The organism is Postechiella marina, from assembly GCF_039538365.1.
GTDB lineage: Bacteria > Bacteroidota > Bacteroidia > Flavobacteriales > Flavobacteriaceae > Postechiella > Postechiella marina.
Map to the genome: position 1 here is coordinate 624,749 of NZ_BAABCA010000002.1, position 23,623 is coordinate 648,371.

19 protein-coding genes and 1 tRNA gene are annotated in these 23,623 nt (G+C 31.9%); 6 read left to right on the forward strand and 14 right to left on the reverse strand.

The genetic code is table 11. From position 1 onward, the window contains the following. Positions 1-84 precede the first annotated feature (84 nt). Positions 85-1,920 (forward strand): cation:proton antiporter, encoded by a 1,836-nt coding sequence (locus ABD715_RS06540; protein WP_344787322.1) that lies wholly within the window; start codon positions 85-87, stop codon positions 1,918-1,920. Between the two features lie 26 nt (positions 1,921-1,946). Here ABD715_RS06540 and ABD715_RS06545 read toward each other — a convergent pair whose 3' ends face one another. From ABD715_RS06545 to ABD715_RS06565, 5 genes are all read right to left on the reverse strand, one after another. Further along, entirely contained in the window at positions 1,947-2,645 is a 699-nt protein-coding gene (locus tag ABD715_RS06545) for a hypothetical protein (RefSeq protein WP_344787323.1), read from the reverse strand. A gap of 98 nt (positions 2,646-2,743) precedes the next feature. Next, positions 2,744-5,140, reverse strand: coding sequence for a glycoside hydrolase family 31 protein (locus tag ABD715_RS06550; RefSeq protein WP_344787324.1), 2,397 nt, complete (start codon positions 5,138-5,140; stop codon positions 2,744-2,746). Positions 5,141-5,277: 137 nt separating this feature from the next. Further along, a complete protein-coding gene (gene glgB, locus ABD715_RS06555) occupies positions 5,278-7,185 on the reverse strand; it encodes a 1,4-alpha-glucan branching protein GlgB (protein WP_344787325.1) in 1,908 nt (635 codons plus the stop codon). 2 nt (positions 7,186-7,187) lie between these two features. Next, positions 7,188-8,450 (reverse strand): glucose-1-phosphate adenylyltransferase, encoded by a 1,263-nt coding sequence (locus tag ABD715_RS06560; protein WP_344787326.1) that lies wholly within the window; start codon positions 8,448-8,450, stop codon positions 7,188-7,190. Between the two features lie 12 nt (positions 8,451-8,462). Then, entirely contained in the window at positions 8,463-9,869 is a 1,407-nt protein-coding gene (locus ABD715_RS06565) for a glycogen synthase (protein ID WP_344787327.1), read from the reverse strand. Between the two features lie 301 nt (positions 9,870-10,170). Here ABD715_RS06565 and ABD715_RS06570 point away from each other — a divergent pair, with 301 nt between their 5' ends. Both ABD715_RS06570 and ABD715_RS06575 read left to right on the forward strand, forming a co-directional pair. After that, positions 10,171-12,216 (forward strand): tetratricopeptide repeat-containing sensor histidine kinase, encoded by a 2,046-nt coding sequence (locus ABD715_RS06570; protein ID WP_344787328.1) that lies wholly within the window; start codon positions 10,171-10,173, stop codon positions 12,214-12,216. Next, positions 12,209-12,886: a response regulator gene (locus ABD715_RS06575; protein ID WP_344787329.1), complete on the forward strand. Its 678-nt coding sequence runs from the start codon at positions 12,209-12,211 to the stop codon at positions 12,884-12,886. The genes ABD715_RS06570 and ABD715_RS06575 overlap by 8 nt, the downstream gene beginning before the upstream one ends. Before the next feature lie 189 nt (positions 12,887-13,075). Here the strand turns inward: ABD715_RS06575 and ABD715_RS06580 are convergent, their stop codons facing one another. The 7 genes from ABD715_RS06580 to ABD715_RS06610 all read right to left on the reverse strand — a co-directional run bounded on the left by ABD715_RS06580 (position 13,076) and on the right by ABD715_RS06610 (position 19,802). Continuing rightward, the gene (locus ABD715_RS06580) at positions 13,076-14,329 is read right to left on the reverse strand and encodes a CotH kinase family protein (protein WP_344787330.1); all 1,254 of its coding nucleotides are present in this window, start codon (positions 14,327-14,329) and stop codon (positions 13,076-13,078) included. Positions 14,330-14,331: 2 nt separating this feature from the next. Continuing rightward, positions 14,332-14,892, reverse strand: a complete 561-nt coding sequence (locus ABD715_RS06585) for a hypothetical protein (protein ID WP_344787331.1) — start codon at positions 14,890-14,892, stop codon at positions 14,332-14,334. Between the two features lie 17 nt (positions 14,893-14,909). Beyond that, complete coding sequence (gene lepA, locus ABD715_RS06590) at positions 14,910-16,706, reverse strand: translation elongation factor 4 (protein WP_344787332.1); 1,797 nt, start codon at positions 16,704-16,706, stop codon at positions 14,910-14,912. A gap of 79 nt (positions 16,707-16,785) precedes the next feature. After that, positions 16,786-16,989 (reverse strand): hypothetical protein, encoded by a 204-nt coding sequence (locus ABD715_RS06595; protein WP_344787333.1) that lies wholly within the window; start codon positions 16,987-16,989, stop codon positions 16,786-16,788. Between the two features lie 22 nt (positions 16,990-17,011). Next, on the reverse strand, positions 17,012-18,406 hold the full coding sequence (locus ABD715_RS06600; protein ID WP_344787334.1) for a radical SAM protein: 1,395 nt from the start codon (positions 18,404-18,406) through the stop codon (positions 17,012-17,014). 108 nt (positions 18,407-18,514) lie between these two features. Next, the gene (locus ABD715_RS06605) at positions 18,515-19,264 is read right to left on the reverse strand and encodes a prolipoprotein diacylglyceryl transferase (RefSeq protein ID WP_344787335.1); all 750 of its coding nucleotides are present in this window, start codon (positions 19,262-19,264) and stop codon (positions 18,515-18,517) included. Between the two features lie 4 nt (positions 19,265-19,268). After that, positions 19,269-19,802 carry a hypothetical protein gene (locus tag ABD715_RS06610; RefSeq protein WP_344787336.1) on the reverse strand — a complete coding sequence of 178 codons (534 nt, stop codon included), beginning with the start codon at positions 19,800-19,802 and terminating at the stop codon, positions 19,269-19,271. Positions 19,803-19,922: 120 nt separating this feature from the next. Between ABD715_RS06610 and dusB the strand changes: the two genes are divergently transcribed. Beyond that, entirely contained in the window at positions 19,923-20,918 is a 996-nt protein-coding gene (gene dusB / locus ABD715_RS06615; protein ID WP_344787337.1) for a tRNA dihydrouridine synthase DusB, read from the forward strand. Positions 20,919-21,172: 254 nt separating this feature from the next. On the opposite strand, the gene ABD715_RS06620 is transcribed toward dusB, so the two are convergent. Together ABD715_RS06620 and rbfA are read right to left on the reverse strand one after the other, a co-directional pair. Next, the gene (locus ABD715_RS06620; protein WP_344787338.1) at positions 21,173-22,390 is read right to left on the reverse strand and encodes an ABC transporter permease; all 1,218 of its coding nucleotides are present in this window, start codon (positions 22,388-22,390) and stop codon (positions 21,173-21,175) included. After that, positions 22,391-22,795, reverse strand: coding sequence for a 30S ribosome-binding factor RbfA (gene rbfA, locus ABD715_RS06625; protein WP_344787340.1), 405 nt, complete (start codon positions 22,793-22,795; stop codon positions 22,391-22,393). 172 nt (positions 22,796-22,967) lie between these two features. Here rbfA and mce point away from each other — a divergent pair, with 172 nt between their 5' ends. Both mce and ABD715_RS06635 read left to right on the forward strand, forming a co-directional pair. Continuing rightward, entirely contained in the window at positions 22,968-23,378 is a 411-nt protein-coding gene (gene mce / locus ABD715_RS06630) for a methylmalonyl-CoA epimerase (RefSeq protein WP_344787341.1), read from the forward strand. A 48-nt stretch (positions 23,379-23,426) separates the two neighbouring features. Then, positions 23,427-23,500, forward strand: a tRNA-Ile gene (locus tag ABD715_RS06635). The last annotated feature ends 123 nt before the right edge of the window (positions 23,501-23,623 follow it).

A 23,623-nucleotide genomic window follows, 5' to 3' on the forward strand; every position in this document is an offset into this window, starting at 1 on the left:
GGTAATATAGCATTTTTTGAAGATGACTTCAAAAATAACCATCTGTTTTACTTAATTTAGTCTTTTTTATAGTAAAATAGAGATATGATAGAACTAGCAGGTATTATAATTTTAGGAATATTGGCGCAATGGGTAGCTTGGAAATTTAAAATTCCAGCTATTTTACCATTAATATTAATAGGCTTACTTGTTGGACCTATTGCTGCTGCTTTTTTAAGCGAAGATGGCACCAAATGGATAGAACCCATATGGAATGGTACAGAGGGCCTTTTTCCTGGAGAGAGTCTCTTTTACTTTGTATCGCTTGCTATTAGTGTTATTTTGTTTGAAGGTGGACTGACTTTAAAATTAAGCGAAATTAAAAATGTAGGTCCTGTAATTACAAAGCTTATTACCTTAGGTTCTATCGTTACTTTTTTTGGAGCAGCTATGGCTGCACGATATATTTTTGATTTAAGCTGGCAAATTTCGTATTTATTCTCTGCATTAATTATAGTTACTGGTCCAACGGTTATAACACCTATTTTAAGAAACATACCTCTTAAAAAAGATATTTCTACTGTTTTAAAATGGGAAGGTATTTTAATAGACCCTATTGGTGCTTTGGTAGCGGTATTGGTTTTTGAGTTTATAAGTGTAGACGCTGGCGGAGAGTTTACCAAAACAGCATCTATAGAATTTGGTAAAATTGTACTTTTTGGCTCTACCTTTGGTTATACATTTGCTCATGCTTTAAATTTTGCTATTAACAAAAAATTAGTGCCTCATTACTTACTAAACGTGTTTGCTTTGGCTTCGGTTTTAGGTGTTTTTGTTTTGTCTGATAGTTTTGCGCACGAGTCTGGCTTATTAGCTGTTGTGGTTATGGGTATGGTACTTGGTAACTCGAATTCGCCATATTTAAAAGAGTTACTTTATTTTAAAGAATCTTTAAGTGTATTACTTATATCTATTCTATTTATTTTACTTGCTGCAAATATTAACATAGACGATTTAATGTTAATTTATAACTGGAATACACTTATTTTATTTGCCTTGGTTGCTTTTGTAATACGACCTATTGGAGTCTTTTTAAGCACGCAAGGCTCATTATTAAAATTAAACGAAAAGATTTTTATTAGTTGGGTTGGGCCTCGTGGTATAGTAGCTGCAGGTATAGCTTCTTTATTTGGTTTAAAATTAGCCAAAAATGGAGTAGAAGGGGCAGAGTATATTACGCCTCTTGTTTTTATGATTGTTTTGGGTACCGTTTTATTAAATGCAACTACAGCAAGGCTTTTTGCTAGGTTTGTTGGTGTGTTTCTTAATAAGTCTGGCGGAATTTTAATTGTTGGTGCATCAAAAGTTTCTAGGCTTTTAGGGCATTATTTAGAAAGTAATAATAGACATGTAGTACTTATTGATAGTAATGAGAAAAATATAGAAAAAGCTAAAAGTTTAGGCCTAGAAGCTATTGCTACAAATATATATTCTGATACTTTATTAGATAATATAGAGTTAAACGACATTGGTTATTTAATGGCTTTAACCGTAAATTCTGATATTAACAAATACGCTATTAATAAATTTGGTAAACAGTTTGGAGAAAATGGTTCGTTTAGGTTAGTTACAACCGAAGAAATGCTAGACGATACAAATAACCCAAAAGAAGGACTGTTTTCGCATAAAGACGATTTTACATCTTTAATAGAATTAACAAGACGATTCCCTTCTATACAAGAAATTGATTTAGATGATAAAGAACATTATGAAGGGCTTATAAAAATAACGAATAATGATAAAGATATTATTCCGTTGTTTATTAAGGATAATGAAGGAGAATTACATATTATTTCGTCTTATAGTTTAGATATAGATACCATTGAAGAAGGTTACCAATTAGTGTATTTAGGAAAACCTTTTGATGTAGAAAAAGTGTAGAAAACAATTTTATATCAACTTAAAAATTATAAAAACTTAGCCTTTAATCGTTTTACATCGTCTAGTACTTTGCCTTTTACAAGCCACGAGATACCAAACGGAATAACTGCAGTTGTTTCAAAAATAAATACGTAATAGTTAGAAAACATAGTTTTTGTATCTAAACCTAGTTTTTCTAATACAATAAGCAAGACTATAAGGCCTACAGATATAAAAACTAAAAGACCACAAATGCGGTATAGTTTATTATTACTATCGTTTACATCTCTAGTAAATTTATAACGAGACATCCACCCCATAGAAAGAATAAATACAGCAGCACTACCTAAATGAATACCACTTTTAAGCATGTTGTTGTGCCCAAACAAAGGGTAGTTTTCGCTCTTGCAAATAAGATCTATAGCCATACTTGTACTATCCATGCATCGTGTGGGTATAAAAACAACAATAAGAGCTGCTAAGCCTCCTATATTGGTTATTAAATCATCACTTATGGTTTCGTTAGTTTTATCTTTTTTATAGCCTTTATAAGAGATTAAAAATAAACCAAAAGCAGATAGTATTATAATAAAAAATAAAGACGATAATGTGCTATAATAGTAATGACTTATAGAGGCTAATAACTCACCTTTTGCAAAAATTAAAATAAATGGAAGACATAAACCCAAAATACCTATTAATTTTCTAATTCTATAATCTGAATTTTGTAATTCTTGATGTGTCATTTTTGTTTATAGTGTTGTTTATGAGTGTAATATATAAAAAAAGCTTCTTTGATTATAACACCAAAGAAGCTTTTTAATAATTTCAATAATTTTATTCTTTATCCTTTAATTTGAAGGTTTGTAAATTCTTTAGAAACTACTAATGTGTTGTCTTTAAAACTAACCTCTTCTAAGTCTATATATTCGTTATCTAATTTTATAGATTTTACATCAAATGGTAAGCCAAGTAAATTAATTTTAAATGTGCTGTACGATGTTATGTATTTACCACTTTTATGAATTCTAATAATTAACTTGTCCTCAGATCCAGCTACATTAAATTTTTTCAAACTGTAACGTCCTTTTGTGTAATCGTAACCATCGTCTGCATCTTCATATAATTCAGAATCTTCTTTTCCGTTTTTGTAATATACATCAAGAGTTAATTGGTCTATTTCTTTTTCTCCTACATATTGTTGTATTGGATATTTAGGAATAACCGCTCCTGCTTTAACAAAAATTGGCATACTATCTAAATCGGCATCAATCCAAGTTTCTCTACCTCCAGAAACTATTTCGTTTGTCCAATAGTTATACCATTCACCTCTAGGTATGTACATGCGTCTTCCTTTGGCATTTGGCTCGTTAATTGGGCAAATTAATAATTGGTTTCCGCAAATAAATTCATCTATTCTATAGTGTGTTTGGTTATCTTCTTGATCGAATAACACTAAAGATTTTAGCATTGGAATGTTATTTTCTGAATACTGGTAGAAAGAAGTGTATAAATACGGTAATAACTGATATCTAATTTCTATAAATTTTCTAACAACATTTGTAACTTCTTCGTCAAAAGCCCATGGTTCTTGATCGCCATGATCTCCAGAAGAGTGTGTTCTACAAAATGGGTGAAATGCACCTAACTGAATCCAGCGTGCATATAATTCGCCATTTGGTTGTTCTGCAAAGCCTCCAATATCCGATCCCGCAAAAGAGAAACCAGATAAGGCTAAACGTTGTGCTTGAATATTTGCTATTTGTAAATGCTCCCAAGTTGCAACATTATCTCCCATCCAGGTTGATGTATAGCGTTGCGTACCAGAGTAAGCAGAACGTGTAATTACAAATGGACGTTTTGGGTAGTTAAACCTTTTTACGCCATGGTAAGTGGCTCTAGCCATTTGCATACCGTAAATGTTGTGTGCTTTGTTGTGAGAACAAGGGTTTCCGTCGTAATCGTGACGTACATCTGACGGGAAAGTTTTTCCAGGAACGTCCATTACTGCAGGTTCGTTCATATCGTTCCACACACCTTTTACACCTATATCTTCAATAAGTTCTTTAAATAAACCTGCCCACCATTCTCTTACTACAGGTCTGGTAAAGTCTGGGAAGTAACACTCTCCAGGCCATACTTTTCCTTTCATGTAAGGGCCATCGGCACGTTTACAAAAATAATCGTTATCCAATCCTTCTTTAAAAACGCTGTACTCGTTATCAATTTTAATTCCTGGATCTATAATTACTACGGTTTTAAAACCATCGTCTGCTAGTTCTTTTACCATACGTTTTGGATCTGGAAAATAATTTTCGCTCCAAGTAAAACATCTAAAACCTTCCATATAGTCGATGTCTAAATAAATAGCATCACAAGGAATTTTTAAATCTCTAAATTTTTGAGTCACCTCTTTTACGTTAGATTCTGGATAGTAACTCCATTTACATTGGTGGTAACCTAAAGCCCATAAAGGTGGTAGTTCTGGCGTACCTGTTAAGTCGGTATAGCTAGTAACTACATCTTGCATTTTGGGTCCGTAGATAAAGTAGTAATTCATCTCTCCACCTTGTGCCCAAAAGCTCGTTACATTTCTGCGTTCGCTACAAAAATCGAAAAATGTTCTAAAGGTATTGTCAAAGAAAATACCATAAGATTTCCCATTATGTAAGCCTGTGTAAAACGGAATGGCTTTATAAATTGGGTCTGTATCTTTTCCAAAGGCATAAGAATCTGTTGCCCAATTTTCAAAACGACGTCCTTTTAAATTTAAATGTTGAGGTTTGTCGCCTAACCCGTAATAACTTTCGCCATTTTGAGCAGCTTTACTCATTTTTACAATATCGCCACCTAATTCGTAACTTTCTTCCCAGTGGAAACCTTTTTCGTCTTCGCAAATTATACTATTGTCGTTAGCATCATAAATAGATTTTCTTAAATCTGATTTAAAGATGTGACAAATTAATTTTGAAGTTGTAATAATATATTTTTCATCATCATCAGAAATTTCTAGATGATTATAACCTCTACTAGCATCTTCATCAATAGCATAAGAGAAATCTTTGCCAAATTTGCCAACAGTAGTATACCTAAATCTAAGTACACTATCTCTTAAAACAGTAAGTTGAAGAATAACGTTATTTGCTGTAGAAAAATGTAGTACATCTACATCTTTTGTATAAGTTGTTATGGTTGAAGGGAACATGTCCCCTTTATATTCTAATTCGGTATTTAAAATCATAGTGGGCTAGTTAATATGAGTAACGAATTTACTAATTTTTAGATGTATAAAAGGTCTGTTTTTATTAAAAAAACAGACCTAATATTATATAAACATCAATGTTTCAGTCAGATAATTACTAAAACATTAATTTTTGATTATTTGAACTGAAAAATGGTTATGCCTAGTGGCGATAATGTAACCTCTGCCGAAAAGTCTTTACCATTCCAAGGTTTCTTTTTTATGGTTATATTTTTAGGGTTACCTATACCGCTGCCTCCAAACTCTTGAGCATCACTATTAAAAATTTCAGAAATTTTGCCTTTTACAGGAAGTCCTATTCTATATTTTTCTCGTACAGTAGGAGATAGGTTACAAACCACAACCACATCGTCTTTAGCAACTTTTCCTTTTCTAATATAAGATATTACACAATTTTCGTGGTCATCATAACTTATCCATTCAAAACCTTCTCCAGAAAATCCTTTTTCGTACAAGGCTGGTGTAGATTTATAAAGTCCGTTTAAGGCTTTAAAATACCCTTGAAAGTTTTTATGAGGTTCAAACTCTAATAGATTCCAATTTAAGCTGCCTTGAAAATCCCATTCATCATATTGTCCAAATTCGCCCCCCATAAACATTAGTTTTGTTCCTGGGTGTGTAAACATGTAACCGTATAATAGACGTAGGTTGGCAAAACGTTGCCACTCATCTCCAGGCATTCTGCCTAAAATAGAATTTTTACCATAAACCACTTCGTCGTGAGATAGTGGTAGCATAAAATTTTCGGTAAATGCGTAGGCTAAACTAAATGTAATATCGTTTTGATGGTATTTTCTATAAATAGGATCTTTTCCAAAGTATTCTAAAGTATCGTGCATCCATCCCATCATCCATTTCATACCAAAACCTAGTCCTCCAAGAAATACGGGTTTAGAAACTCCTGGAAATGCTGTAGATTCTTCTGCTATGGTTTGTACATCTGGAAACGATTTGTATATTTCTTCGTTAAGTTCTTTTAAAAAATCAATAGCTTCTAAATTTTCGCGTCCGCCAAATATGTTTGGTTCCCACTCGCCATCTTCTCTAGAATAATCTAAGAAAAGCATGGAGGCCACAGCGTCTACTCGTAAACCATCGGCATGGTATTGATCCATCCAAAACACAGCGTTACTAATTAAAAAAGATTTAACCTCGTTACGACCATAATTAAATATTAAGCTTTTCCAATCTTGATGATAGCCCTTGCGTCTATCTGGGTGCTCGTACAAATTAGATCCGTCAAAAAAGCCAAGACCATGGGCATCTTCAGGAAAATGAGAAGGTACCCAATCTAAAATAATACCAATATCGTTTTGATGTAATTTATCGACTAAATATTTAAATTCTTCAGGGTATCCAAACCTTGATGAAGGTGCAAAATAACCTGTAAGTTGGTAACCCCAAGAAGGATCGTATGGATATTCCATGATGGGCATAAGCTCTACATGGGTAAAATTCATTTCTTTTACGTAGGTAACCAAATCGTCTGCCAATTCAAAATAAGATAAAAATCGGTCTTCTTCTACTTGTCTTTTCCAAGAGGCCAAATGGACTTCGTATACCGAGTATGGCGCGTCTAAAGCATTGTGCTTTTTACGCTTTTTCATCCAAGAGGTATCTTTCCATTTATAAGAATCGTCCCAAATAACAGAAGCTGTTTTTGGCGGGTGTTCGCAACGACGTGCGTATGGATCTGCTTTTTCGGTTTTTATACCATTATTATGGCTTGTTATTTTATATTTATAAATATTGCCTTTTCCTACCAAAGGAATAAAACCTTCCCAAATACCGCTTTCGTCCCAACGTACGTTTAATTGGTGTTCTCCTTCGGTCCAATAATTAAAATCTCCAACTACAGAAACAGATTTTGCACTTGGTGCCCAAACTGCAAAATAGGTGCCTTCTATTCCGTCAACCGTTACTAAATGAGAACCAAATTTCTCATATAAACGATAGTGTTTACCCGATTTAAATAAGCTAATATCAAAATCTGAAAATAAACTATGTGGTTTTACCTGCGCCATAATTATAGTACAAACCCATTAGGAATTACAGCTTCTTTTTTAATAACTACAATGCCATCTCTTACAGCATAAGTGTCTGTTTCTACATCTTCTAGGTGTTTTCCTCCATTAATTCTTACATCGTTACCAATGCTACAGTTTTTATCTAAAATGGCATTTTTAATAAAGCAACGCGAACCTATACCAAGTGTGTTAATGTTAGGGTTATCTACATCTTCTAAGCTTTGGTAATAGTCGCTACCCATCATATAGGTGTTTATTAGGTTCGATTCGTCTCCAATTCTAGAACGAATACCAATTACAGAATTTTCTATTTTAGATGCGCTAATAATACAACCTTCAGAAACTACCGTTTTGTTTAATGTTGTACCAGAAACCTTTGTGGTAGGTAGCATTCTTGCTCTGGTGTAAATACGTTTAGATTTATCGTATAAATCGAAATCTGGTATATCTTTAGTTAAACGAAGATTGGCTTCAAAGAAAGAATCTATGGTACCTATATCTGTCCAGTAGCCTTCGTATTGGTAACTTAATGTTTTATGTTTTTCTATATTTTGAGGAATTATTTCTTTACCAAAATCAATAGTACTATCATCAGCCATTAAATCGATTAATAAATCTCTGTTAAAAATGTAAATTCCCATTGATGCTAGGTAATTTCTACCTTCGGCTTTCATTTCATCACTAACTTCCGATGTCCAATCTGGTAATAAGCTAGCATCTGGTTTTTCTACAAACGATTTAATAATACTATCTTCATCAGCTTTTAAAATACCAAATCCAGTAGCATCTTTTGCATTTACAGGAATGGTTGCAATAGATATTTTTGCATTACTCTTTTTATGAGCTTTAATCATTAACTCATAATCCATTTGGTATAATTGATCGCCAGAAAGAATTAAAACATAATCAAACTCATGTCTTAAAAAGTGATGCATACTTTGGCGTACAGCATCTGCAGTGCCCTGAAACCACCCTTTGTTTCCTGGTGTTTGCTCTGCAGCCAATACATCTACAAATGCACTACTAAAAAAACTAAAATGATAGGTATCTTTAATATGCCTATTAAGCGAAGCAGAGTTAAACTGAGTAAGTACAAACATGCGTTTAATGTCTGCATTAATACAGTTAGAAATAGGAATATCTACAAGTCTATATTTACCAGCGATAGGAACTGCTGGTTTTGATCGTTCTTCTGTTAATGGATGCAATCTTGAGCCTTGTCCGCCACCTAGTATAATGGCTAATACCTTATTATTTATCATGCTTTGTTGGTTTTAATTTATTGATTCGTATAGAGTTATGTATTCTTGAGCAGAAGCATCCCACGAATGGTCTATTTTCATGATTTGCTTTCTTATTTTGTTAAATATTGTTTTGTTTTTATAGAGTTCTACAGCTCTATCAATAGCTTCGTTTATTTCTAAAACGTCGGTGTTTTTATGGCAAATACCAAAGCCACCTTTTTCGGCTATATCTGTAACGGTGTCTTTTAAACCGCCAATGCTTCGTACAATAGGAATGGTTCCATATCTTAAAGAGTACATTTGGTTTAATCCGCAAGGTTCTACTCTAGAGGGCATTAAAAGAAAATCTGCACCAGCATAAATAATATGCGATAAGGTTTCGTCGTAGCCTATAAAAGCATTGTATATACCTTTGTATGGCGCTTTTAATTTTTCTAATTCTGCTTCTACAGCATCATTACCAGAACCTAGTAATAAAATATTGGCATTTCCCTTTTCTAGGCTGTTTTTAAAGGCTTCTGGAAATAAATCAGATCCTTTTTCGCCCACTAATCTACCTATAAAAGCAAATAAAGGTTTGTCTATATCTAAATTAAAGGTGTCGCACAAATATTTTTTATTTGCTTTTTTTCCTGCACTTATAGAGCCTTCTGTATATTGTTTTTTAATATAGGTATCGGTTTCTGTATTCCATACTTTCCAATCTATTCCATTTAATATTCCTGTGCATTTTGCACTTTCTGCACTTAATAAATGTTCCAATCCGTTTGCATTAGATTTTAATTCTTCCATATAACTTGGAGAGACCGTTGTTACGCTCCAAGCACATTTTATTGCTGCAGCTAAAGGGTTTATTTGACCGCCCCAATCTAGTAAACCAACGTTATTAAAATTGAAAGGAGGTATTAAATTAACTTTATTATGCGAAAACCAACCTTGATATTGTGCATTATGTATGGTTAATATATTTGGTATGTTTCTAAACACCTCGTATTTATAACTTTCTTGTAGCATAAAGGGTATTAAACCAGTGTGATGGTCGTGACAATGTATAACATCTGGAAAATCATGCCAGGTTAGTAACCAATCTAAGGCTGCTATTTGAAAGGCTAAAAATCTAGATGTATCATCAAAAGAATAAACATAGTCTTTAAATAGTAATAGAGGTACATCTACAAAGAAAATGTCAAAGTCTAATGGCTTATCTTTTAAAACTAAAATATTAAAATTGTAGGTGTCTTCTCCTAAAATTAATTCAGATTCAAAAACAGACGAAAACGTATTGTTTTGCGTAAACTTGTTATCGTAAAAAGGCATGATAACTTGAGCTCTGTTATTCGAATTGTTTTGGTATTTAGGTAATGCACCTACAACATCTGCCAATCCCCCAACTTTAGCTACGGGATAACATTCTGCGCTAATATGAATAATGTTCATTTACAATTTTGCTGTTTGTATAAACATACAAAAATATTATTAACATTATTCTTACATTTTCATTTTTAAAGAAAATATTGTAGAATGATAATTAATTAAAATTATCACTAATAAAAAATCAATAATAGGCTTGTTTAATTATAATCATTCAATCGAATTTACTTATAGCTTCTAGTGGGTACTATTAGGTTTTGGATTGCTTTTTTATAATTTATTGTTGTGTGCTTTATAAATATTACAATATTAGATTAACAAATGTTAATATTTAAAGTCTTATTTTTGTTTTCTACTTTGTTAAAACATGCATAAACTCCTCTCAATTATTGCACTATGGATTATTTCTTTTGGATTATACGCTCAAGATGCTACATTAAAAAAACAACTAGATAGTATTAACAAATGGAGAAATTTAGCAAGTAATAAAGAGGTTTCTTTAAAAACTAGAATTTCTTTTGCTAATAAAGCTGTTAGGTTATCTAATAAAATAGCTGTAGACTCTACCATTCTTAATTCCAACAACCTATTAGCAGATCTTTATTTATACGATGTAAAATATTTTAACGAAACTAAAAAGATATTAAATAAAAACCTAAAACTAGCGCACAAGTTAAAAGACTCGTTTGCAGCAGGACATGTAAATTATTTATTAGGATGCTTATATCACAATAATAGAATAAAAAGTGATAGCTCTTATTATCATTATTATAATGCTTTAAAGTTATTTAAAAACAAGAAACGTAAAAAAACAAGTAACTATATTTTATCTCAAAGTAATACGCTTTTAAGTTTAGCGTATTTACAAAAAGACGATCAAGATTATATAGGAAGCCAATCAACAATAATACAGGGTATTAATGTGGTGTTAACATGCCAAGAAAACGAAGCGTGTTTAACTATATTATCGTATTTGTACGAGCTGTTGGGGTTAAATTTAGATCATCTTAAAGAATACGAAAAAGCTATAGAGTATTACCAAAAAGCACTACAAGTTGGTAATAGACCAAATACCATTTATACAAAAATAAATATAGCAGTGGTTTACAAAGAGATTGGGAACTACCAAAAGGTTTTCGAGATTTATAATAAACTTCTTGAAAACAAAACCTTATTTAAAACAGATCCTGCTAGTTATGCTACTATTTTAAATAATATGGCATATACCATGTATTTAAATAAGGATAAAAATATAACCAAAATAGATGCACTGTTTACCAAAGCTCATAACATTTTTAATGATTTAAATTTAAAATATGAATTGGCAGCAAGTTGCAATGACATGTCCGACTTTTATGCTGCTATAAACTGGAAAGACAAAGTTTTGTTTTATTCTGAAAAAGGATATAAAATAAGTAAAGGCATATATGAATATGAAGAACAATTACGTGCTTTAAAACAGCTTTCTAAAATAAAAGATGATAAAGAAGGAAAAGCGTATTTATACGAATACATTAGGCTTAGCGATAGTTTAATAGCTACCGAAAGAGCTAATAGAAATAAATTTGCCAGAATACAATTTGAAACCAACCAGTATATAAAAGAGACCAAGCGTTTAAGTACACAAAACATATTAATTTCTACCATAGCAGCATCTGTAATTCTATCTTTAGGTTTACTGTTTTTTGTAAAACAACAACGCTCTAAAAATAATAAACTGGTGTTTGAAAGCGAGCAACAATTAGCAAATCAAGAAATTTATAATCTTTTATTAAACCAGCAAACCAAATTAGAAGAAGGGCGTTTACTAGAACGACATAGAATAGCCGAAGATATGCACGACGGTATTTTAAGTCATTTATTTGGCACCAGAATGGGTATGGGGTTTCTAGATATAAAAGGAGACGAAACCACCCTAAAGCAATACAACGCGTTTATAAAAGAATTGCAAAAAGTAGAAGAAGAAATACGAGACGTATCGCACGAGCTTAAGCAAGATAAGATATTTTCGAAAAACAATTTTGAGACAATTTTAGAACAGTTTTTAGACCAGCAAAGCCTTTTAGGTGGTTTTAATTATTCTATTGTAGTAGAAACACCTTCTGTTTTTCAAAACATACAAGACACCAATAAAGTAGTTATTTACCGCATTATACAAGAGTCTGTTCAAAACATAATTAAACATGCAAAGGCAAAACAAATTACGGTAAGTTTTAACCAAAAAGAAAACACTTTAAATATTGCTATAAAAGACAATGGCATAGGTTTTAATTCTAATAAAAAATACCAAGGCATAGGTTTAAAAAATATAAAATCTAGAGTATCTAAATTACAAGGTACATTTAATTTGCAATCTAAAATTAATAAAGGCACCACTATAAACATATCAATACCCAATCCAAAGAATGGCTAAAATATTTAACATTTTAATTATTGACGATCACCCTTTAATTACAGAAGCATATAAGGCAGCTTTATTACAAGTAGCTTCAAAAAATTCTAATATAGAGTTTAATATTAATACTGCTAATAATTGCGATTCTGCATATATAAAAATTAAAGAAGCTGTAAAAGGTATACCTATAGATATTGTTTTTTTAGACATTAAAATTCCGCCTTCTAAAGATGGATTAATAATTTCTGGAGAAGACTTGGGTATTAAAGTTATTGAATTGTTGCCAGATACCAAAATAATGGTGTCTACTACTTTTAACGATAACTATAGAATAAACTCTATTTTTAAAAGTCTTAACCCAGACGCCTTTTTAGTAAAAAACGATTTAGATCCTAAAGCGCTTTTACAGGCAATAGAAAATGTAATTAATAATTTACCATACTACAGTAAATCTGTTATAGAGTTAATGCGAAAACAAACATCTAATAATATATTTATTGATGATGTAGATAGAAAGTTGTTGTACGAATTATCTAAAGGTACAAAAATGAGTGAATTGCCAAACGTTATACCGCTCTCGGTTTCTGCCTTAGAGAAAAGAAAACGGGTGTTAAAAGAACTATTTAATTTAGATAAAAAAGACGATCGCTATTTACTAAAGGCAGCAGAAGAAAAAGGCTTTATATAAAAACCCTTACTTTTTTTGAGGTATTTCCTTTTATGTTTGAAGCAAGTGTTTTATACTTTTGAAATGCTATTAATCATTTAACCTTATTTGGGGTTACAAAATAAAAAAGCTATCCTTGGTTGGGATAGCTTTTTTTATTTTTAGTCATTTAGCTTTAAAACAGCCATAAATGCTTGCTGTGGTATTTTGTTAAAATAAAGGCTTAATTGATTTTATATGATTTTCTCGCTCCTTAAAGTTCTCTTTTAGTAAATCAATGCTACTGTACCATTCTATCATTGTATTGATATCTGAATATTTATCTATATGAATTGGCATGTATTGATGAATTGTGTTAAAGTTTTTATCAACTATATTATTAAATTTTTCAGAAGAAAGTAAATTGTTATTCAATAATTCTTCATATCTAATATTAAATTGCATTTTAAAAGTTTCATCAGTATATAAAACATTAAAAAGATCTGTTATTGGGTTTTTTATAGCGTCTTTAGCAGAGTATTTAGTTGGTTTTTTTATAAAATCTAAAGGGTGGTCTTTAACTTTTCTTGTGTTAGCCCAATCTAAATCATAAACAACAAACCTAAAAGGAGCATCCTTAACTGCATAAAACCTCACATTATTATATGGCCAGTCTACGTTTGCAATATAAGTTTGAAATATTATGTAGTCTATAAAGTTATCAATATCTATATTTTCTTTTAAGTATTCTAGGTTTTCTTCTTCTATTGCATTTATAAAGTTATCAATTCTATCAAAATCACCATCTTTCTTTTCAACTTCACCAGGATAATTAATTTTGGCTAAAGTGATATTTTTCTTTTTTGTATTGTTTAATCTAGATACGCCATTTGTATTGCCTTCAGATCGTAAATTCATTATACCCAAAAAGGCATTGTTTATAAAGACGATAGCAGGTTCGTGATAAGTTAAATCTAGATTTAAACCAGCATTAATAGCGAGTTGTGTATACGAGGCGTCTTTAAGTAATGTTTCTTTAAAATCGTTCCCAGAATTACGCAGTCTAAAAGCTTTTACTTTTTTTAATGAATGATTTTGCAATATTATTTCTGGGTTTATTAACGTATTATCATCGTTATCAAAACTATCGTCAAATTTTACTCCTAGAGATTTTAGTTTAAAAGTAGCAGATTCAGTTCCTTTTATTTCTATTTCTACTAATTCATCTTCAATTAAAAGTGTATTGTTTCTGTATAAATTTAGATTAGCTTCTATTTCAACATCGTCTAGATAGTTTAAATACATATTATCAAATTCCTCTTGATTAGCGGTAATGTTAATTACAGGGAATTCTGTATTAAAATCTGAAATAGTAACTGCATCTGAGTTTAAAAAATTCTCAGTTAGGTTTTCCCTGTATTTTGAACAATTAACAGAAAAAGTAAGTGTGATTATTAAAAAAAAATAGATGTATTTTTTTTTCATGATTAAAATAATTTATAGGAAATACCTATTGAAAGATCTGAATTAGGCTGATTTATAAGATATAAGTTAGGGATATCAGACAGGTTATGCTTGAACATTAAAACAAGATCAAAATCTTCTTTTATGGCGTAACTTCCTTTAAAAATTAAAGAGCTTCTTAAATTGTGACTTGTTCTGAAATCAAAATCTTCAAAATCTTTATTATTACTTATAGCAACACCTACTCCAATATTAATTTTATTTAGAATAGCGTGGCTTATTATAACAGGCAAATTAAGTTTTAAGCTTGTGGTTTTAAAATTAGATTTAGCAACTTTACCAGAGCTAAAATACCATTGTGAACCTAAACCTGTTTCTGCAAATATGTTTTTGTATAGCTTAAATTTATAATTTACATTTATTTGAGTCAAGTATATGTTATAGCCTTCAATATCTTCATTTACTAGTTTAAGGTTTTTATTTATACCAAAACCTGTTAGTATCTCCGCAGAAAATTGTTTTTGACTAAAACTTTTTAAACTTATAAATAGAATAAAAAATAAGAGGGTAATTGTTTTGTTCATTATAAACTACTATAGCTTTAATCATTTAGCTTTAAAACAGCCATAAATGCTTGCTGTGGTATTTCTACATTACCAACTTGACGCATACGTTTTTTACCTTTTTTCTGTTTTTCTAGAAGTTTACGCTTACGCGATATATCTCCTCCATAACATTTAGCGGTAACGTCTTTACGTAAAGCCTTTACTGTTTCTCTCGAAATTATTTTTGCACCAATAGCAGCTTGAATAGGAATGTCGAATTGCTGACGAGGAATTAACTCTTTAAGTTTTTCGCACATTTTTTTACCTATATTTTGTGCATTATCAGCATGAATTAATGCAGAAAGTGCATCAACAGGTTGTGCGTTTAATAAAATATCTAAACGTACCAGTTTCGACACTTTTAAACCAATTGGATGGTAATCGAAAGAGGCATAACCTTTAGACACTGTTTTTAAACGATCGTAGAAATCAAAAACAATTTCTGCTAATGGCATTTCAAATATCAACTCAACACGCTCGGTTGTTAAATAGGTTTGATTCACTATAAGTCCACGCTTTTCAATACAAAGTGACATGACATTACCAACAAAATCGGCTTTTGTTATAATAGTTGCTTTTATAAAAGGTTCTTCAACACGATTAACTGTAGAAGGATCTGGTAAATCTGACGGATTATTTACTACAAAAGCCTCATCGGGTTCTTTATTGGTATAAGCGTGGTAAGATACATTGGGAACCGTAGTAATAACAGTCATATCAAACTCACGTTCTAAACGTTCTTGAATAATTTCCATATGTAGCATTCCTAAAAATCCACAACGAAAACCAAAACCTAAAGCAGCAGAACTTTCTGGAGCAAATACTAACGAGGCGTCGTTAAGTTGTAATTTTTCCATAGAAGCCCGAAGTTCTTCATAATCTTCTGTGTCAACAGGATAAATACCTGCAAATACCATAGGTTTTACATCTTCAAAACCTTCAACAATGTTAGTTGTAGGTTTTTCAAAATCTGTAATGGTATCGCCAACTTTTACTTCTTTAGCGGTTTTAATACCGGTTATTAAGTAACCAACATCTCCTGTTTTTACACTCTTTTTAGCAACTTGTTCTAATTTTAGTGTACCAACCTCGTCTGCATAATATTCTTTATTTGTAGCAACGAATTTAATTTTTTGTCCTTTTTTAATTTCACCATTAAAAACTCTAAAATAAGTTTCAATACCTCTAAATGTATTGTAAACCGAGTCGAAAATTAAGGCTTGTAACGGTGCATCAGGATCGCCTTCTGGAGCAGGAACACGCTCTATAATAGCTTTTAAAATATTATCAACTCCAAAACCTGTTTTTCCGCTAGCGTGAATAACTTCTTCTGGGTCGCAACCTAATAAATCTACAATATCGTCTGTAACTTCTTCTGGGTTGGCACTTGGTAAATCTACTTTATTAAGTACCGGAATAATTTCTAGGTCGTTTTCTAAAGCTAAATATAAATTAGAAATAGTTTGCGCTTGTATACTTTGCGCAGCATCAACAATAAGTAATGCGCCTTCGCAAGCTGCGATAGATCTAGATACTTCGTACGAGAAATCTACGTGGCCCGGTGTATCAATTAGGTTTAAAACGTACTTTTCGCCATCCAATTCATAATCCATTTGTATGGCGTGAGACTTAATGGTAATACCACGTTCGCGTTCTAAATCCATACTATCTAGTAACTGTGCTTGTTGCTCTCTAGCGGTTACCGATCCTGTATAATCTAATAAACGGTCTGCAAGTGTGCTTTTACCGTGATCTATATGTGCAATAATGCAAAAATTTCTAATGTTCTTCATAGTCAATCAATCTTCTTAAAAAGATTTGGCAAATATAGTTGATTTGCCCGAGCTTTAATTATAATTTTAAATATAGCTTTTAAGCCATCATACTCCCGCAAATACCCAAACTTATAATAACATAAACTGCCGATAAGATAAACAATACTTTTGCTGCTGTTTTTTTCTTTTTTAACAACACAAGTCCAATAATTGTCATTATAATGGCAGGACCAAACATAATACCAATAAATAAATATATTATACCATCTAAATTCATATTCGGACTTAAAAGGTGTATCATAATTTTAGTTTTTGTAAGTTTATTAAATCACTTCATTTCTAAGCTCTTCTAATCTCGCTTTTTTATCATCTCTATAAAACAAATTCATAGTTTCAAAAGGGATAATTTTATTGTCTTTATCTACAATATGCACGCACGATTTTTTAATAGCACGCACATCAAAATTATAAGCATCAATAAATTGCATAATAATTACTCTAAACAAATTATCGTAACCCAAATTTGGCGCATCTATATTAGGTAAACAGCACATAATAGATTTTAGGTTTTCTTCTGCAACTTCAACCGAGTTACCAGTGCTAAACAACTCTACCATTTTACCTTGTAACTGTTCGTCTTGCTCGTAAATAATCGTGTTTTTACTGTTGTCTAGCAAATCGTTAGGGTTAATATAACGTGTTAAAGGAAAAACTTCTCCACCTAATTTAAGTGCATAACCCATAACCAAAGCATCTGGGTTGCAAGGTACAGGTAGTAAATCGTCCGGATTAAAAATATCAGTCTGTTCCATTATTTTCCTGCGTACTTCAGTAATAGTCATTCTATCTGTTTCTGGATTAAAGTTATCCAAACGTCCAGCAATTTGTGTAGGTTGTAGTGTTACACCACGCACGCATTTTTGTAACAATGCGTAATCTATAATTTTTCCAATTTCGTTATCGTTCAATCCTTTTTGTAGTGTAACCACTAAGGTTGTCGATAAGTTTACCGTATTTAAATTTGCTATAGCCTGTTTTCTAATATCATTTAAGTCGGCGCCACGTAATTCTCGTAACACACTGTTTTTAAAAGAGTCAAACTGTAAGTAAATTTCAAAATCTGGCGCATAGGTTTTTAACCGTTCTGCGAAAGCGACATCTTTAGCAATTTTAATACCATTTGTATTTAACATTAAATGCCTAATAGGTAGCGATTTTGCATAATCTAAAATCTCCCAAAATTGAGGGTGAATTGTTGGCTCTCCACCAGAAATTTGTACCACATCAGGTTCCTTTTCATTAGCAACAATAGTATCTAGCATTTGTTTTACCTCGTCCAAAGTGCGGTGTCTACCATAAGTTGGCGACGATCCTGCATAACATGTTGGACAAGTTAAATTACAGCGGTCTGTAACCTCTACAACGGTTAAACAACTGTGTTGCTCGTGGTCTGGGCACAAACCACAATCGTAGGGGCACCCGTAATCGGTTTGGGTATTAAATTTATATGGTGTTTCGCTCGGTTTATTGTAGTTGCGTATGTTTTTATAATACTCAATATCATCAGCAATTAACACCTTGCTATTACCGTGTTCTTTACAACGTTTTAACATGTATACCTTCTCGTTTTCGAACACAATTTTGGCGTCCACCCGTTTTAAACACTCAGGACACAAGCTTAAAGTAAAATCATAATAGGTATATTTTCTAACAGGCATGTTTTAAATTTTATAACAAATATTTGGGCGTTACCCGAAAAGGGTCGGGCTTTACACTACAAGTTCTCGCACTTCCTACGTCAGGCTGTGGGCTTTTCGTTGCAATCCCTAACGCACTCGTCTGTTTAATTTTAGACTAAAAATAGTGGTTCTGTAATACAGCAAACAAATTAAACATAATATTTGAATTGTACTTAATCCAAGTACATAAAACACATTAGGTTTTAAAAACTCTATAAAAAACCTAAAGGCAAAATATAAAATCATAAACCATTTAAAAAGATCGCCATTTTTTAATGTTTTAGTGTTTTTTATATGCTGTAAACCTAAAAAAAGAAGTGTTAAAAATACCAATTCGTAAAGCGATGTAGGGTGTCTTAAAAGGCCATCACCTAAATCCATTCCAAAAACCGAAGCGGTTTGGTTACCATAAGTAAACTCGTTAATACCCGATAAAAAACAACCAGTTCGCCCAATAAAAATGCCTAAAATAATAGGAAACACGAACAAATCGCCAGAACGCTCGTTTTCGCCAATGCTTTTTTTAGCAAGCTCTACACCAAGCAAACCGCCAAATAAACCACCCATTATGGTTTTGGTGTTTAATAACTGAATAATATTATTTTGAGTAAATGTAATAAGCGGGTTTTCTAAAAAACCAACCAACCTCGAACCAATTAAAGCCCCCAAAGCAGCACCAAGAATAATAGATAATCTGTTTCTAGAAGATATAATGTCTTTGCGTCTTTGCCTTAAAAACACATAATACCTAAAACCTAAAAAAAAGGCTAAATACTCTAAAACCAAGTGAATGTTAATGCTATATCCAAAAATTACAGGTTCAAACGGAATTTGCATTTAATTAAATACCTAAAATTTTAGCATCAACTGCAAAAACGTTTTTTATGCTTATTTCAATTTCTTCGGCAGTGGTTTCGTCTGCTATAGCTCTTACACGTAAAGTAAAAGTATCTTCTTTAACATATTTTTCAAGCTCTTTGTTTAAAGTGTTTAATTCTAAAAAAGTAGCGTTTGTATTTTCTAAATCTATTAAGTTGGCAATTTCTATTTCGTCTTGGGTTTCTGTTTTAATATAGATGTAAATTTCTTTTAAAAAATTAAAATTAGCAGTGTTAGGCGATATTATATCTAGCGTCATGCTTTTTAAACGAATACTTTCAACCGAGTTTTTGTTGGTGTTATTGTTTTCGTAAGTAGCTTCGTTTTCGGTTTCAATATCTGGAGTATTTAAACTAATAGGCACGTTAATTATACTTACAGGAGGTATGGTGTACGTAGTTTCGTAATCTATATCAAATTTTGTAAGCTCGTCTATTACACTACAATTAATAAGAGCTAGGCATAGCGTAAATAAAAGGCATAGTTGGTTTTTCATGATTTTTTTTAGATTTAGATGTTAAATATACATATTTAGTATTAACAAGGTGTTACCTTTATTTTCTAGTCGTTAGTAAGTGAATAATAAAAACTTTATTTTTGCATAAATTTTTAAGATTTGGTAAAAATAGATAACATAGAACTTCCAGATTTTCCATTGCTTTTAGCGCCTATGGAAGATGTTAGCGATCCTCCATTTCGCGCTCTTTGTAAAGAACAAGGCGCAGATGTGGTTTATACCGAATTTGTATCAAGCGAAGGGTTAATTCGTAATGCTGCCAAAAGCGTTATGAAATTAGATATATACGAAAAAGAACGCCCTGTTGGGATTCAAATATTTGGTGCAAATCTAGATAGCATGCTGCAAACTATAGATATTGTAGCAGAATCTAAACCAGATATTATAGATATTAACTTTGGTTGTCCTGTAAAAAAAGTGGTAAGTAAAGGAGCGGGAGCAGGTATTTTAAAAGACATTTGTTTAATGGAGCAACTTACTGCCGAAATGGTAAAACGCACCAATATTCCTGTTACTGTTAAAACTCGTTTGGGTTGGGATCACGACTCTATACGTATTGTAGAGGTTGCAGAGCGTTTGCAAGATGTAGGTTGTAAAGCTATTGCTATACATGGGCGTACACGTGCGCAGATGTATAAAGGCGATGCCGATTGGAAACCTATTGCTCAGGTTAAAAATAACCCGCGTATGCATATTCCAATTTTTGGAAATGGAGATGTTACATCGCCAGAACGCGCCATGGAAATGCGAGACGATTACGGTTTAGATGGCTGCATGATTGGTCGTGCTAGTATTGGTAATCCTTGGTTTTTTAAACAAGTAAAGCACTTTTTTAATACAGGTAAACACTTAGCACCAATTTCTTTAGAGGAGCGTGTTGAGGCTGCTCGTAGGCATTTACAAATGTCTATAGACTGGAAAGGTGAGGTTTTGGGTGTTTTTGAAACACGACGCCATTACACTAATTATTTTAAAGGCATTCCGCATTTTAAAGAATACCGCATGAAAATGGTAACTAGCGACCACTCCGAGGATGTATTTGCTGCTTTCGATGAGGTGTTAGAAAAATTTGCTGGACATCAATTTACAGAGTAGTTTTTAATGTTTTTTTCGAAGAATTTTTAGCTGTATTTTTTGTGAACTTTTCGTTTAGCAAATAGTTTAAGCTAGGTAAAATATGAACTTCTATAATTTATTAAAGATTTAATTTAAAAACATTTTTATTAAAATTAGTGTTGCCAAATCCAAATATACTCGCAAGAAGGATTGATGCGGCATCCTTTTTGTTTTTCTCAAAAAGATATAGCGGAAAGCCTGTTTGCCATTTTTTATGGCAACTTGCCCAAAAACTAAACGTCTTGTATTAAAGTGTTATTAATGCGTACCGATGCAATTTTGGATGCTATAATGCCCAAAACAGAAATGGTTAAAAAGACAATTACAAAGTTTTCTAACTTTATGGTTACTGGGTAAGGTAGAGATGGAGTAATGTATATTTTAAAAAATTCTGGACCATAAAGCTGTAAACTAACCAGTAGAAAGCCTATGGTAATGCCTACAAGTCCGCCTAATAGAGACATTAAACTGCCTTGATAAAAAAATATTTTACGAATATCTTGCACGGTTACACCTATTTTAAAAAGGGTGTTTAATGTTTTCTTTTTGTCTAAAATCATCATAATTATAGAGCCAATAACATTAAAAAGTGCGATAATTAATATGAGGGTAAAAATGAGGTATAATGCTAATTGTTCGGTGTTTAGCATTTTGTACAGCTTGTCGTTTAGCTGTTCTCTGTTTTTAATTATAATATTTGTGCCTAAAACAGATTCAATTTGATTTTTTACGGTCTCCTCATTGGCATTTTCTGCTAATTTAAATGCAATTGCCGATATTTGATTGGGTTTGTAATTTAGTAGGTTTTCTACTAAGTTTATAGGTGCAAAAATGTACGTGTCGTTTAGGTTTTCGTTAATATCGAAAATACCAACGTTTACTGCTCTAACGGTGTTAAAAGCACTTTTTACAGAGGTTATTTGTCCTTTTCCTGGTTTGGGTACATATATGTTAATACGTTTGGCATAATCTAAAACGCTAAAAGAGAGGCTGCTAGAAATACCCCAGCCTACTACTATTTGGTTTGTTTTTTGCTCTAACCAGCTGCCATACTCTATAACAGAATCTATGTTTACAACATTTCTGTAATGCTTGTCTACGCCTTTTATAATACCGCTTGGATATGTTTTGCCATCGGACTCTATAAAAACGCGTTCTTCTATAATTTTAGAGTACTGCGCAATACCTTCTATGTTATTTAATTTATTAACATTAGTGTCTGTAAGTATAAACGATTTACCGTTTGCAGTTACAGCTTTTAATTGTGGGTCTACAACAGATGTAAATTGTAGGGTAAAATCTTTTAAACCCGCAAAGGCAGAGAGCACAATAAATAAAGATGCTGTGCCAATTATAATGCCAATACCAGCTATTATAGTTATTACGTTAATAGCGTTGTTACTGCTTTTAGAGCGTAAATAACGTTTTGCTATATATAAAGGAAAATTCAATTAAGATTGTTTTCTTTTGTCTAATAAATCTGGATTACTAATAGGGTTTTCTTTTCCTTTTAAAGATTTTTCTATTTGATCGATGTACTCTAAAGAGTCGTCTACAAAAAACTCTAAATTAGGCATGCGTCTTAATTGATTTTTTGTGCGTTGTGCTAATTCGTGTCGAATTAATGGGGTGTTAGATCGTATTCCTTCAAGTAACTCTTGAGCCTTGTTGTTTGGAAAAATGCTTAAATATACTTTTGCAACCGATAAGTCTACCGTTACTTTTACTTTAGATACGGATATTAAAACACCGCGCATACCGCCTTGTGTGGCTGCCTTTTGTAAAACATCAACTAAATCTTGTTGTAAAACGGTTCCTATTTTCTTTTGTCTTTGACTTTCCTCTATGTTGCTCATTTTTAATACCTATTAAAGGTTTAGTTTGCAAAAATAATGGTTATTTAAAGATTATCTTACTTTTAGATTGCTATTTTAATATTTTGAGCTAACTTTTAAGTTTAATTTAAGAAGTTTTACTGTTGTTTTATTACTCGCAGATAAAAACGAGAATAATAAAAATATTTTTTTAATGAATAAAATTGAACATATAGGTATTGCTGTTAAAAATTTAGAAGAGGCTAATAGTTTGTATTCTAAGATTTTTGGTAAACAACCTTATAAACAAGAAGAGGTTGAAAGTGAAGGTGTAAAAACATCGTTTTTTAAAGCTGGTGATAATAAAATTGAGTTGCTAGAAGCTACTAAAGAAGATAGTGCTATAGCTAAATTTATAGCAAAGAAGGGCGAAGGGATACATCATATTGCTTTTGATGTTGATAATATTGAAGCAGAAATAAAAAGATTATCTAGCGAAGGTTTTATTGTTTTAAATAAAAAACCGAAAAAAGGAGCTGATAATAAGCTTGTTGCCTTTTTGCATCCTAAGTCTACAAACGGTGTATTGATAGAGCTTTGCCAAGAAATTATTATAAATGAATAATTTTCTTGTAGAGTTTTAAAATAAGTATTAGATTTGCACTCCAATTTCGGTCCCATAGCTCAGTTGGTTAGAGCACCTGACTCATAATCAGGTGGTCCTTGGTTCGAGCCCAAGTGGGACCACGCAATATATCCGTAGAACGTTAATTTATAACGATTTGCGGATTTTTGTTTTTTATAAGGGGGCAACAATCGGGGCAACATGATTGTTGTATTAACTTTTTTCGCTATTTATGTTTAGTGTTT